The following is a 14,312-nucleotide window of genomic DNA, read 5'->3' on the forward strand; positions in this document are numbered from 1 at the left end:
TTTTTATTAGATTAAAACAATGCTTTTGGGTTGTAATATTTAGCAGCGTTTTCTTTTGTAATTAACAATGGAGCTGTAAATGATATTTTAGAAAAATCTCTTTTACCATTGATATACTGAATTGCAGCTTCTACTGAATTTTTTCCAATTTGAACTGGACTATTCATTGCAGTACAACCGTACCAATCAGTATCCATAATGTATTTTATAGCTTCTTTTTGACCATCTGCACCTGCAACAATCAAGATATCCTTTGTTTTTCCTGCTTTTGCAATCGCTTTAATCGCTCCTAATACACATACATCAGATTCTGTAATAACAACATTCACGTCTGGGTGTGCTACTAATACATCCTCCATTGCTTTTTGACCACCAGCATACGTCCAATCTGTGTACGCTTGGGTAACTACATTAAGATTGATGTACCCTAAAGTTCTTAACTGCTCTTCTGTAATCCCTTGTAATAAACCTTGTTTACGTGTTCTACCTACTGGGTTACCAGCATTACCACTCAACAAAGCAATAGTCATTTTTTTAGTTCCAAATTTCTTAGCAGCCCATTCTCCAGCTAATTCACCGTTTGCTAAATTGTTTGACTGAATAGTAGTCACAAATTCTGCAGCAGGATTAATAGAACTATCGATAATAAAAACTGGAATCCCAGCTTTGTTAGCTACTTTAGTTACTTCAACCAATGCGTCTGGATCTTTTGGGTTTAACAATAAAGCATCAACACCTTTGGTAATCAAATCTTCACAAGCAGCAATTTGCTTACTGATATCACCTTGACCATCTGCAGACAAAAATTCCATTCCGTTTGCCTCTGTCGTTTCTTTAATACTTGTCAAAAGCGCTTGGTAATAAGGTGCATCCAAAGACGGAGTACAATATCCAATTTTCAATCCTTTCAAATCTTTTGCGCTTTCAATTTTTTCTCCTGTACTTGCTGCATCAGGAGTACTTCCTGCAGCATTTTTGTCTTTATCAATACAACTTGTAGCACTTGCTACGATTGCCAACATCAATAGTGGCTTAACCATTTTTTTCAATAATGTTTTCATAATTTCTTAATTTAGTTTGTTTGTATATTTTTGTTTTTATTAAAATACTTTAAAGTCAACTTGCAAAACAGTTTTTTGCTTTTCTGGATTCCACATTGCAGTAACGTCAACTGGTAAAACATAACTTCCTAATTTTACGTTTTTAGACAACGTAGCTCCAATATTGATAAAGTTACCTTTCCCTTCAGTATAAAAAGTTTTATCATTTACAAAAGACCAAGCACCACCTGCAAAAAGCGAAAGATGACTATCTCCTTTTTCCCAAACTTTGCTTTTAACTTCTAGATAATGAGTGTATGAATCTCTCAATGAACCGTCTGTTTGTACTTCATAATCACCAGAACCACCACCTACAATTGTTGCTAAGTACAACAAAGTGTTTTTTGAAACTTGGTAACCGAAGTTTAAATCTACAAAATTATATCCTTGTGTTTTATCATAACTCCAATAATGTAATACATCTCCTCTTTCTTCTACACCAGTGTAGTTATTATGAGTAACTGCTTCCATGAAAAATTTATTTGAGAAACGATACACAGTATAGATAGAAAATTCTTTGTAATGAGCACCTACTTGTTGCCCTGTTTTATTAGTAACATCTGAAGCAGCACCAGTACCACCCCAAAAACCAAATGTAAACTTTTTGTCTCTTGTATTATACTCTAGATTAGTCGCTGCCATTGGACCAGGAGTTACGGTAAATCCATGCCAAAGGTGCATGTTTTTCAAATGAAGTCCGAAAGTAAAAGGTTGATAGTTATCTACAGCTTTAACGGTATCTTTATCTCTCTTAACTCTTTCTCCTTGAGCCTGCATAGCAGTTGCTCCAAAAAGCATCCCTAAAGCCAGTACTTGTAACGTTAATTTTTTCCTCAGTTTAACTCCCGTTAAAACTGATGTGATTTTGAATCCTTGTTTCATAATTAATTAAATCTTGTTGATTTTGGTTGTTTGGTTGTTGTTGTTTTATTAAACGTATTTAATACGTTTAATAAAACAAAGATATAATTAAATTTGACATATGTAAAAAATAAATACTTTAAAAAAACAATTACTGCAATTAAAAAGCACTATTTATACTATTATATCATATAAATCAAGGTATAAGTACCAATAACATATTACGTAATAAATACGTTTATATATTATAAAAAGTAAGAAAATTAAACTATTACGATATCGCTATGTACATAAACACGACTTGTTTAGTATAAAAAAAAGTCTCGAGTTCACAAAAAAATGCCAAAAAGAGACCCCATATTAAATTGAACTTCTATAGTTCATAACCTCATCTTAAACATACCTAAATAAAAACAACCCGAAAAAACCTCAAATTCAACCAGAAATAAAAAATAAATCCTAATAAAAACCTAAACTCCACTAGTTTCCAAAAACACTTTAATACATTTGTATATACAAACATGAAAAAGAAAATGGAAAACACACTTAAAATACAAATCTGGTCGGATATTATGTGTCCGTATTGTTATATAGGAAAAAGAAGGATTGAAGGAGCCTTAGCACAGTTTCCGAATTCAGCCAATGTAGAAATTGAATGGAAAAGCTTCATGCTTGATGCTAACTTTATCGCATCAGAAGATGATAATATGGCCGAACATCTAGCCAAAAAATACCAAAAAGACAAAGAATGGGCTCAAGAAATGATGGACAATATGACTCAGAATGCTAAAAACTCAGGATTGGACTTCCATTTTGAAAAAGCCATCATGGCAAATTCTTTCAATGCACACCGCCTTTTACATTTGGCTAAGAAGCATAATAAATCAAATGAATTAGAGGAACTATTGTTCAAAGCCTATTTAACAGATGGTCAAAACGTAAACGATATAGCAATATTAAGTACTCTGGGAATCGAAGCGGGAATCGACAAAACTGAAATCGACTCCGTACTACACTCCGATGCATATTCAGAAGCCGTAAAACAAGATATCGAAATGGCACAGAACATCGGAGTTCAAGGAGTTCCTTTCTTTGTTTTTGATAATAAATATGCTGTTTCTGGCGCTCAACATGTGGAAACATTCGTAAACACTCTAGAGAAAGCATGGGAAGAAGGCGATTTCAAATCAAAAGTGTCTATAATAGAAACGAATGATGGAAACAGCTGCGGCATTGATGGTTGCGATTAATCATTCGATACAAATCACATTTAATTTTATAAAATATCACTAAAAGTGGGTATTGAAAAACCTAATCCTTTTTTGTTGCTTTACTAAAATTCAGCTAACTTACAACAACTTAGCATTTTAAAAGCTAATTTATGAAGCAAAAAAGGCATTCAAAAAGAATAAAAACCAACAAAACGTCTAAAGAACAAAAGAAAATTCTTTACTACTATATTGGTGGCTTTTTCCTAGTCATCATTGGACTATCACTATTAGCATTGTTGTTAAAGCTGTATGTGGAATAAATTTAAATGAATGAATGTCAATTAAATACTAGAGGCTGTTTCTAATTAGATTTAAAACAGCCTCTTTTTTTTACTTTAGCCCTTTATAAAAAGTATTGGGGACCAAAAACTAATTAAAAAAACGATGTCCGATATAAATAAAGAAACAGCTACTGTTCGTTGGGGAATATTAGGTTGTGGCAATGTAACCGAGAAAAAAAGCGGACCCGCTTATCAAAAAACAGCCGGATTTGAAATTGCTGCAGTGATGAGAAGAGACGGTGAAAAAGCAAAAGATTACGCTACAAGACACGGAATAAAAAAATATTATACTGACGCAGATGCATTAATCAACGACCCTGAAATTGATGCCATTTATATTGCGACACCGCCTGACACCCATAAATTATACGGACTAAAAGTAGCCGAAGCGGGTAAGATATGTTGTATCGAAAAACCATTAACTCCAAACTACGAAGACAGCAATACCATATATGAAGCCTTTAGAGATAAAGACCTCCCCCTTTTTGTTGCTTATTACAGAAGAACTTTACCCCGCTTTTCACAAATAAAAGACTGGCTAGACACAAACAGCATTGGCAAAGTCAGACATATCAATTGGCACCTGAGCAAACCCGCATCTGAACAAGATCTATCAGAAGATTATAACTGGCGTACCGATTCAAAAGTGGCTACTGCTGGCTATTTTGATGATTTAGCGAGTCATGGCTTGGATTTGTTCACGTATCTATTAGGAGACATTAAAGAAGTTTCAGGAATTAGCCTTAACCAACAAGGATTGTATTCGGCCAAAGATGCTACTACAGCTTGCTGGCTTCATGAAAAGGGAATAACTGGATCAGGAAGCTGGAACTTTGGGTGTTTCACCAGAGAAGACAAGGTGACCATTTACGGAAGTAAAGGTAAAATTGAATTTTCTGTTTTTGACGAGCAATCTATAGCACTTTCAAATGAAGATGGAAAATCAGAGCTCTTTATCGAGCATCCAGAAAACGTACAATTCAATCATGTACAAGCAATTAAATAACAATTATTAGGAAATACTCCACACCCTTCAAATGGAAAAACAGCCGCACACACCAGCTGGGTGATGGGTCAAATTACAGCTAAGATGTAACAAAAAGAAGCAGCTCAAGTAATTGAGCTGCTTCTTATCTAAAGAATACCTTATTTATTCTACCGCCGAAATGGTTTTAATCATTGTGTTATTAGCATAGGAAACCACAAAGGTGAACTTGTCATTTGGCAACATTTTAATATCAAAAAACCTTCCGACATACTCTTCACTAGTTGTTTCACTGAACAATTCAACTTCGTCTTCATTGTAGATTTTAATCGTAACAGCTTTTTTCTCAAAATTAAAAACACTTAACGAAACCAATCCTTTATCGTTTACAAATACAGGTTTGTAAACTACAGATACCGCAGCTTCCTCTAAAGTAGCTGTTTCTCCAATGACAGCAATTTTATATGTCGCTATTTTCAACTCAGATTCTGCTTCTAGAAAGTAAGTACCCTCCGGCAAACTGTTCAAATCATATGTTCTGTTAATACTTTCTTTTGACTTAACCTTTTCTGAGTAAATCAACACTTTGTTTGCATCATAAATAGACAATTCAATATTATCCATCTTATCTAAAACAAAAGTCACCATCTTTCCTTGCCCTTTTTTCACATTTAGCGCAAAATCCACCTCTGCGGCTTGTACATTCATAGCTGTTAACACTAAGACCAATACTAAACCAAATTTTAAAATCTTTTTCATAATTAAAGTTTTTAGATTTATAATCCTTTTAACTATTACAAAACTACACCATCCATTTCGTTGAATATAATGCAGAGTTTTCATGATTATACGGTATTTTACCTTTTACGAAATCGATAAAGGTTAAAAAAGATGACAAATTCGCAACGATTGACTAAATTCGCACAAACAATAAACAACATAGAATATGAGACCTATAGTACCCAACTTAGAAATCATAGTTCCTTCTTTTGGAAGCTCATTCTCTATATCCAATCATGAAGAAAAAGCCAACATACATACCAACCACTGGCATTATCACCCAGAAATAGAATTGGTCTATATTAATGGTGGTTCTGGTAAACGACAAGTAGGCAGCCATGTTTCTTATTACAACGATGGCGATCTAATACTTATCGGCAGTAATTTACCTCATTGCGGCTTTACTGATGAAGAGACCGGAAACAAAAAAGAAACCGTTATACAAATGAAACCAGACTTTTTGGGAAGTGCTTTCTTCGAAATTTCCGAAATGACAAATATTAAAAACTTGTTCAGTCAAGCCAAACAAGGTATTTCGTTTACTGGAAAAACAAAAAAATTAATAGGCGAAAGAATTGAAGTATTAAATAAACAAACCCAACTACAGCGACTACTAAGCATATTATCCATCTTAAACGAATTAGAACTATCGAAAGACAGCGTGCTTTTGAATGCAGAAGGATTTTCGATGGAAATGCAAATGCAAGATAATGACCGAATGAATGTAATCTATAATTTTGTCAAGGACCATTTTCAGGAAAACATTAGCTTAGAAGTAATTTCAGCGCTCGTAGCCATGACCGTCCCTTCCTTTTGCAGGTATTTTAAAAAGATAACCAATAAAACATTTACAAAATTCGTCAATGACTATAGATTAGTTCATGCTTCAAAACTACTAGCAGAGAAACCAATCAGCATTTCTGAAATCTCTTATGAAAGTGGATTTAACAACTTTGGACATTTTAACAAATCGTTTAAAGAGTTCACAGGAAAAAGTCCTTACCAATACCGCCAAGAGTTAAAATCATTTTTGGAATAACAAAAACTCCTGTTGATCAAGCATATAGCCACCACATAAAGCATGTCTTTTGAAGAAAGACTAAGCATTCATTATAGTGTAAAACTAAAAAAACCGCTTCTTTCGAAGCGGTTTTTACGTACCCGGAGCCGGAGTCGAACCGGCACGGTTTCCCACAGGTGTTTGAGACCAGCGCGTCTACCAATTCCGCCATCCGGGCTTAGCAGACATGAAATAACAACAGTTATTTCAACGCAATAAAAGAGGAGATTGTAATAAAATCAACCATCGATTCCTTTAACACGGTGCAAATGTAAAAAATAATATTAAAAATTCTACTAAAAATACTTAAAATTTTTCTTTCACAGTTGAATAAATTTCATAAATTTGCACCTCCGTAAAACGGGACACACTAACTAACTACAAAACAACAAATTAAATGTCACACCAAGAACCAGAAGCTAAAATTTTTGCTTGTTCACAAAGTGTCTATCTAGCTGAAAAGATTTCCGCAGAATACGGAATCCCATTAGGTAAAGTTACCATGTCAACCTATAGTGACGGTGAGTTTCAGCCTTCTTACGAAGAGTCTATCAGAGGGTTACGTGTATTTATTGTTTGTTCCACTTTTCCAAATTCAGACAATCTGATGGAATTGCTACTTATGATTGATGCTGCAAAACGTGCTTCAGCAAGACATATTACAGCTGTAATACCTTACTTCGGTTGGGCGAGACAAGATAGAAAAGACAAGCCTAGAGTTCCGATAGGAGCAAAACTAACAGCGAAATTGTTAGAAACTGCTGGAGCAACTAGAGTAATGACAATGGATTTGCATGCAGATCAAATTCAAGGGTTCTTTGAAAAGCCAGTGGATCACCTTTTTGCCTCAACTATCTTTTTACCCTATGTAAAAAGCTTAGGACTTGACAATTTGACGATTGCTTCTCCAGATATGGGAGGTTCAAAAAGAGCGTACGCTTATTCTAAATTTTTAGAATCAGATGTAGTTATTTGTTACAAACAAAGAAAAGCTGCAAACGTTATTGGCACCATGGAATTGATTGGTGAAGTTAGAGGTAAAAATGTAATCTTAGTAGATGACATGATTGATACCGGAGGAACTTTGGCGAAAGCCGCTGATTTAATGATGGAAAAAGGAGCATTGAGCGTAAGAGCAATTTGTACTCACGCCATCTTATCAGGAGATGCCTACGAAAAAATAGAAAAATCTCAACTATTAGAATTGATAGTTACTGATTCTATTCCGTTAAAGAAAGAATCAAAAAAAATAAGAGTGTTGAGTTGTGCCCCACTTTTTGCCGAAGTTATGCACATGGTACATCATAATAATTCCATCAGCGGAAAGTTTATAATGTAACCACAAACAAGTAGAATATTTAATAACTATATAATTTTTACAATGAAATCGATTACAATTAAAGGATCAGAAAGAGAAAGCGTGGGAAAAGTTGCGACTAAAGCCTTACGTAATGCTGGAGCGGTTCCTTGCGTGTTATACGGAGGAGATCAACCAGTACATTTTTCAGCAGAAGAAAAAGCATTCAAAAGCTTGGTTTACACTCCAAACGCTCACACAGTTGTGATTGAATTGGAAAATGGTAAATCATTCAATGCAATTCTACAAGACATTCAGGTTCACCCTGTGTCTGACAAAATTTTACATATTGACTTCTTTCAATTATTTGATGACAAAGAAATCACTATGGAAGTTCCTGTGAAAGTTGTAGGTACATCTAAAGGTGTTCTTGCAGGTGGTGTTTTACGTTTGAACACTCGTAAACTTAAAGTAAAAGCTTTACCAAAAAATCTTCCAGATTTTATTGAAGCTGATATTACTCCACTTATGATGGGGAACAAATTGTACGTTACGAAACTTGCTTCTGATAACTACAAATTGATTCACCAAGACAACACAGTTGTTGCTCAAGTAAGAATCTCTCGTGCAGCGATGAAAGCAGCGCAAGAAGCAGCAAAAGCAGCAAAAGGAGCTCCTGCAAAAGGAAAGAAAAAATAATATTTTTTCACTCATATTTAAAAGCATCAGTTGTAAAACTGGTGCTTTTTTTATTTAATTTGAACTCGTTTCTCATTACCAACTTTATCTCTCCTACCATTTTTCAGAATTAGGAGAATAAGCAACTACTTTCCACATCAGTTGTCCCGCTATTCGCTTCAATCTTTTTGTCCGCTAAAAAAGACGAACAAAAAGGATTTTCACTACTATCGGGTCTATTTTACAACGTTTTTCCATCCTTAGAAAACTCCTTCAGCCTACTCCACTAAATTATCTAATTATCTCATTGACAAATTATCTAATTAAGTTTACTTTTGCAGCATGCTTAAATGGATATCAGATATATTTTCATCAAAACAAAAAGAAGACACTACCGATTGTATGAAACCGGAGGTTCACGAACACCAAAAAAACAATATAAAAAACGTGAGTAATAAATTTTTAATAGTCGGACTAGGAAACATAGGCGCTGAATATGTCAATACACGCCACAACATAGGGTTCAAAATATTGGATCATTTTGCCAAAAAAGAACAACTCTCTTTTCAAACCGTCAAACTGGGAGCACTTGCAGAGTACAAATTTAAAGGAAGGACCTTTTTTCTTTTAAAGCCAAACACCTACATGAACTTAAGCGGGAAGGCCGTGCAATACTGGATGGACAAAGAAAATATTCCGCTTGAAAACATCATGGCCATTACTGATGATTTGAATCTGTCTTTTGGAACGATTCGCATCAAACCAAAAGGAAGTGACGGAGGTCATAACGGCTTAAAAAACATTAATCTAATTCTGAACACTAACCAATATACGAGATTCCGCTTTGGAATTAGCGATGAGTTTAAAAAAGGAAAACAAGTAGATTACGTCCTTGGAGACTGGGATGACGCTGAGAAAACGGCACTTCCAGAACGATTAGAAACGGCATATGAAATTATCAAATCTTTTGGAACCGCCGGTCTGGAAAATACAATGACCACATTTAATGGAAAATAAAAAAAAGGGAAACATGATTACACGTTTCCCTTTTTTTATTTTCGAACCTATAAAATTATTCGATCACTAGTTTTTTAACTTCTTTTCGATCACCGTCAATAACAGTTAACAAATAAATCCCTGTTTGCAATTGCTGTAACTGAATGTTTTTATTGAAGTCGCTATTATTTTCATAATTTTTATCAAACAATTTCCTTCCTAACAAGTCGTGAACCAAAACTTGTACTCCAGTTTCAGATTGACTCGTAAATTGAATAGTAAAATTTCCCTTATTCGGATTTGGATACAAGACAAAGTCATCAATTTTAAAATCTTCTGCTGACAATGTGTATGACTTTGTACAAATAGCAATAGAAGCAGAGTTCAATGTTCCCTTATCCCCCGTGTAAGCGTCCCGAATCCTAAACGTCCAATTCCCCGATGGATTTTCCCCGTTAAAAGCTGCTAATGGTTGAAAAGGAGCAACATTTTGCAAAGTGGTTGTACCACAAACAATATCTCCACCCAAATCATCGTATTTCAATAACAACGTACTACTTGTACTCGCACAGCTTCTATCAAATAACTTTACCGTTGTACCTTGCGGACTAACGATTTCCATCTCTACATCTGACAAATATGTATGGGTAAAATCTACGTTAAAATCTACATCAGCCACAGAAGCACTCGTAGAAGGAACATTTATAACTCTTGTTGTATAAGCTGCTTGCTCTGGAATAGCAAAGGGAGCTATAAATGCATACGTATTACAGCCAGACACAACGGAATATCCTATCGCAAAAGCGGTACTGTTTACTGCATAATAAATATTAGCTACCGGCTCTATTAAAATCCTGCAGTTCTTTGCGATAATATTTGGAACGGTGATTACTTCAGAACCATCATTTAGTGTATTTGAAGCCAGTCTAGTAAGAAATGTCACACCTCCATCTACAGAAAGTTTTATGTTAACACTAGATGAACCTGCTAACGCATTGGAACCATTTACACTCCATGTTATCGTTTGTGAAGTCCCTTGAATCCAGCTTATATTATCAGTATTTTGGGATGTAACAGCAAATGGACCTATTGTTCCACTCACATTTACAATCATTTCGTCTGAATTTGTCTGAGCAGTACCTTGTGCCGCATTATCCCTTCCAGTCAACACAAAATGAAGTGCTCTTGCCACAGTTGATACAGACTCCCATTTACTGGTCAATTTATTCGACAACACGTTACTATACAATGGCATGTACCTTATAGGACTAATTCCTGGATACAAAGATCGAAACAGCGGGCCGTCAGGCTTTGTGGATACGGCTAAACTATTACTCCCGCTAGTCGTTATTGCACTATCATTTTGCTCCCAGGTATAGCTGATCGTATCCCCTTCTGGATCTGATCCCGTTCCTTTTAAAATAAATGCCGTCCCATTAGGAATAACATAATCTATACCCGCATTTATCGCTGGAGGATTATTAGTGATAGTTGTACTTACAGGGCAGGTTTTTGTCGCAAGATTAGTTTGAATTTGTAGAATACTGGCGTACGCAAAATAATCATCAGAGGCAGCTTGAACATCATAATCAGACGTAATACCAGCATACCCCATGATTGTTGAACCACTTCCGGGCTCCACATTTACCCCCGTACCTTCTAATTCATAAGAAAACGTATGATTAGCACCTAATTGATGTCCTAATTCGTGTACAACAAAATCAATATCAAAAGCATCTCCTTGCGGGATGCCATCTCCAGGAGAGGTATACGCACTTCCCTTCCCTATAGGATTCGCCGTTGTGGGGTTTACACATACGCAACCGATACATCCTGCATTTCCACCGCCACCTGTAGCACCAAACAGGTGACCAATGTCATAATTACTGTTCCCAATCACATTCGTTAAATTAGTTTGAAGCTCTTGGCTCCAGTCGCCAGCTGCACCCGCAGTAGCGTCTGAATAAGGATCAGTAATTGCATTAGTATATATTATAGCATCATTATTCGTGATAAGAATCAATTTAACCGCCAAATCTTTATTAAAGATACCATTTACTCTTGTCAAGGTAGCGTTCATCGCAGCAAGAGCCTTGACTTTAGTACCTCCATGATAGGCTGTATATTCCCCAGTACAGGACAACGCCAATCGTAATGTTTTAAAACTTTTGTTATTTGCAGTTATCTTAGCAGTTTTGCTTAATAATTGCTTGTTTAAAGCAACATCATCCGTTTTACAAACAAATGGTAAACTTCCTCTGTCCCTATCCTTAGAAGAAAAAACAACATACAAAGAAGAATCCTCCTGGTCTGCCTCTATAAACTCTGAACCGCTATCAGCCCGCAGAATCATAGTTTGAATACCTTTTGGCGACAAACTAAAATTAATTGAAGCACTAGGATCTGTAATCCCAACACCTGCGTACCCTTTAATATCAGGATGTTTCGCTTGAAGTTCCGGTTCGAAATTAGAAGACTCCCAAACCAAAAACTTTTCTAAAACCCCGCTTACATTTGGAATTGTGATTTCGACTCCGCTTCTTTTTGACGTATTATTTTTAGTTAAAACCAATTCTTTTTTTAATTCATCCGCGTCTAGTTGAAACAATAATTGTTTAGCTAAATTAGATTTACCGCTATTTTCAGCACCACTGGACACCGTCCTTTGACCTACCTTTTTCCAAGGCGATTCATTTTGAGCGTGGATTGGCAAACACCACACAAAAATTAATAGAATTAGAGCAGTTTTTTTCATGGTTAAATAATATTAATGTTTCAAAAATAAAGTATTTAAATTTAATTTTAGATAATTTCCTTATTTTTAGATTTTTCTTAAAAATCGATTCTTGATACTGTCACATTTAAAATAGATAGTATAAATTTGCATAACCATAAAATAATTCCATTGAAGATTTTTCATTCTATAAAAGATTTCAGCACCACAAAAAAAACGATTCTTACATTAGGTACTTTTGACGGTGTCCATATAGGACATCAAAAAATTCTGGAAAGAGTTATAGACAATACGGCAAACGACAAATACGAAAGCCTTGTTCTTACTTTCTTTCCTCATCCTCGAATGGTTTTACAGGAACAATCAGAAATCAAGTTACTGAACACGATTGATGAAAAAATTCATTTATTGGAAATGATAGGGATTCAAAATCTTGTTATCCATCCTTTTGATGAAGCTTTCTCTAAATTAACTGCCGAAGATTTTGTACAAACTGTTTTGGTGAATCAATTTGACATCCATAAAATTATCATTGGTCATGACCACAGATTTGGGAGAAATCGAACAGCAAATATTGATGATCTAATTGGCTTTGGAAAAAAATATGGATTTGAAGTCGAACAAATATCTGTGCAAGAAATAAACGACCTTTCTGTAAGCTCTACAAAAATAAGGAAGGCCTTATTAGCCGGAGATATGGCTCTAGCAAACGCATACTTAGGCTATGACTATTTCTTGACTGGAACTGTTTTTAAAGGAAAACAACTGGGACGAACCATTGGATTCCCTACAGCAAACATAAAAATAAAAGAAGACTACAAGCTGATTCCGCTTAATGGCGTCTATGTAGTTAAAAGTATCATCAATCAAAAAACTGTTTTTGGAATGATGAACATTGGGTTCAACCCCACCGTATCTGGAGAAAAATTATCGATTGAAATCCATTTTTTAGATTTCGATGCCGATTTGTACAATCAAAAATTAACCATTTCAGTACTCAAACACCTCCGCCCTGAACAAAAATTTGATTCCATTGATTTACTGACTAAACAATTGGAGATAGATAAAAATACTGCAATAGCGTACCTGAGTGAACTTAGATAATTAATAAAAAATTTATTAGTATTTTTCATAAAATATATCAAGATTTTACGTAAATTTGATATGTACTGCCCTGTTTGTCAAAGAAGTGATTTTAAACTTTTTAAAAATCAAGGATATGAAACTACCAAAAGAACTATACAACGGAATTATTATTTTTATCGGAATAGGCCTTTATTTCTTATTGATGGAAGTATTAAATCTTTCTAATTTGTTTTACCTAAGGTTGCTTAATATTGTTTTCGTGTATTATGGAGCAAACAAAACTTTAAAATCAAATTTTCTAGAAGGGAAAAACCTTTTTTCCCATAATGCCATTTCTGCATTTCTAACCTCAATAATAGGTATTTTTTTAAGCATCGCTGGACTGTTAGCATATATCTATGCAAAAGGAGGTGACAGCTATATTCAAAATTTATCAGAAACCTTTCTATTTGTAGGAACACCAACTGCAGTTACCTATACTATAACATTGCTAATTGAAGGAATTGTTTCTGCTCTGATTGTCGCTTTTTCATTAATGCTTTACTGGAAAGAAAAATATCCAGCTGACTAACGGCAGATGTAAATCAACAATGCCATCTCACTTTATGGAGTCTAAAGAAAGGGACCACAAACAAAATTTTAGTATCACTGATCTTCATTTTTAACAGCTGACAACATGAAATTACCAAAAGAATTTTTGAATGGTTGTATTATTTTTGCTGCAACTGGAGTCTTTTTTTTACTAATGAATGCTGTAGGTTTAGGCCATCTGTTCTATTTGCGCTTAATTAATGTGTTTTTTGTATTTTATGGCGTTAACAGAACCATTAAAATGAATCTAGCTGAAGGCGAAAAAAATTTCGTCCCTAATAGCGTCGCCGCACTACTTACTTCGCTAGTTGGGGTGTTTTTAAGTATTCTGGGACTAATAATATATAGTTATTTGCAAGGTGGTGATTCTTATGTTCAATCGCTTTCAGAAACATTTCTTTTTGGGGGAAACCCTTCAATTTTTGCTTATTCTATTTCTCTGCTATTTGAAGGAATAGCATCTTCAGTGATTGTTACAATGCTACTAATGCTATATTGGAACAACCGGCTAACTTCTGACTAACATTAAATTCTAAAATTATCTACCGCTGCCTATTTAAAGTATATTGCATTGCTTCATTAGAACAATTTG

Annotated in this window: 13 protein-coding genes and 1 tRNA gene; 9 read left to right on the top strand and 5 right to left on the bottom strand. The window is 34.8% G+C overall.

The genetic code is table 11. The features are described from left to right. Nucleotides 1–11: 11 nt before the first annotated feature. Complete coding sequence (locus tag BLV35_RS04045) at nt 12–1,061, bottom strand: substrate-binding domain-containing protein (RefSeq protein WP_091085136.1); 1,050 nt, start codon at nt 1,059–1,061, stop codon at nt 12–14. A 39-nt stretch (nt 1,062–1,100) separates the two neighbouring features. Further along, entirely contained in the window at nt 1,101–1,982 is an 882-nt protein-coding gene (locus tag BLV35_RS04050; RefSeq protein ID WP_176980568.1) for a hypothetical protein, read from the bottom strand. Between the two features lie 500 nt (nt 1,983–2,482). On the opposite strand from BLV35_RS04050, the gene BLV35_RS04055 reads away from it, so the two are divergent. Further along, complete coding sequence (locus BLV35_RS04055; RefSeq protein WP_245712008.1) at nt 2,483–3,211, top strand: DsbA family oxidoreductase; 729 nt, start codon at nt 2,483–2,485, stop codon at nt 3,209–3,211. 405 nt (nt 3,212–3,616) lie between these two features. Next, the gene (locus BLV35_RS04060; protein WP_317040158.1) at nt 3,617–4,519 is read left to right on the top strand and encodes a Gfo/Idh/MocA family protein; all 903 of its coding nucleotides are present in this window, start codon (nt 3,617–3,619) and stop codon (nt 4,517–4,519) included. Nucleotides 4,520–4,663: 144 nt separating this feature from the next. On the opposite strand, the gene BLV35_RS04065 is transcribed toward BLV35_RS04060, so the two are convergent. Further along, the gene (locus BLV35_RS04065; protein WP_143031832.1) at nt 4,664–5,257 is read right to left on the bottom strand and encodes a T9SS type A sorting domain-containing protein; all 594 of its coding nucleotides are present in this window, start codon (nt 5,255–5,257) and stop codon (nt 4,664–4,666) included. A 187-nt stretch (nt 5,258–5,444) separates the two neighbouring features. On the opposite strand from BLV35_RS04065, the gene BLV35_RS04070 reads away from it, so the two are divergent. Next, the gene (locus tag BLV35_RS04070) at nt 5,445–6,317 is read left to right on the top strand and encodes an AraC family transcriptional regulator (RefSeq protein WP_091085143.1); all 873 of its coding nucleotides are present in this window, start codon (nt 5,445–5,447) and stop codon (nt 6,315–6,317) included. Between the two features lie 119 nt (nt 6,318–6,436). On the opposite strand, the gene BLV35_RS04075 is transcribed toward BLV35_RS04070, so the two are convergent. Next, nucleotides 6,437–6,516, bottom strand: a tRNA-Leu gene (locus BLV35_RS04075). Between the two features lie 219 nt (nt 6,517–6,735). On the opposite strand from BLV35_RS04075, the gene BLV35_RS04080 reads away from it, so the two are divergent. From BLV35_RS04080 to pth, 3 genes are all read left to right on the top strand, one after another. Continuing rightward, on the top strand, nt 6,736–7,677 hold the full coding sequence (locus BLV35_RS04080) for a ribose-phosphate pyrophosphokinase (RefSeq protein WP_091085145.1): 942 nt from the start codon (nt 6,736–6,738) through the stop codon (nt 7,675–7,677). 42 nt (nt 7,678–7,719) lie between these two features. Further along, nucleotides 7,720–8,334 (top strand): 50S ribosomal protein L25/general stress protein Ctc, encoded by a 615-nt coding sequence (locus BLV35_RS04085; RefSeq protein ID WP_091085148.1) that lies wholly within the window; start codon nt 7,720–7,722, stop codon nt 8,332–8,334. Nucleotides 8,335–8,655: 321 nt separating this feature from the next. Continuing rightward, nucleotides 8,656–9,330 (top strand): aminoacyl-tRNA hydrolase, encoded by a 675-nt coding sequence (gene pth, locus BLV35_RS04090; RefSeq protein WP_091085150.1) that lies wholly within the window; start codon nt 8,656–8,658, stop codon nt 9,328–9,330. 55 nt (nt 9,331–9,385) lie between these two features. Here the strand turns inward: pth and BLV35_RS04095 are convergent, their stop codons facing one another. Next, the gene (locus BLV35_RS04095; protein ID WP_091085153.1) at nt 9,386–12,064 is read right to left on the bottom strand and encodes a zinc-dependent metalloprotease; all 2,679 of its coding nucleotides are present in this window, start codon (nt 12,062–12,064) and stop codon (nt 9,386–9,388) included. A gap of 150 nt (nt 12,065–12,214) precedes the next feature. On the opposite strand from BLV35_RS04095, the gene BLV35_RS04100 reads away from it, so the two are divergent. From BLV35_RS04100 to BLV35_RS04110, 3 genes are all read left to right on the top strand, one after another. After that, nucleotides 12,215–13,147: a bifunctional riboflavin kinase/FAD synthetase gene (locus tag BLV35_RS04100; protein ID WP_091085155.1), complete on the top strand. Its 933-nt coding sequence runs from the start codon at nt 12,215–12,217 to the stop codon at nt 13,145–13,147. Nucleotides 13,148–13,262: 115 nt separating this feature from the next. Next, the gene (locus tag BLV35_RS04105) at nt 13,263–13,700 is read left to right on the top strand and encodes a hypothetical protein (protein WP_091085780.1); all 438 of its coding nucleotides are present in this window, start codon (nt 13,263–13,265) and stop codon (nt 13,698–13,700) included. Nucleotides 13,701–13,805: 105 nt separating this feature from the next. Further along, the gene (locus tag BLV35_RS04110; protein WP_091085158.1) at nt 13,806–14,243 is read left to right on the top strand and encodes a hypothetical protein; all 438 of its coding nucleotides are present in this window, start codon (nt 13,806–13,808) and stop codon (nt 14,241–14,243) included. Nucleotides 14,244–14,312: the final 69 nt, after the last annotated feature.

Source organism: Flavobacterium gillisiae, assembly GCF_900107635.1.
Lineage (GTDB): Bacteria > Bacteroidota > Bacteroidia > Flavobacteriales > Flavobacteriaceae > Flavobacterium > Flavobacterium gillisiae.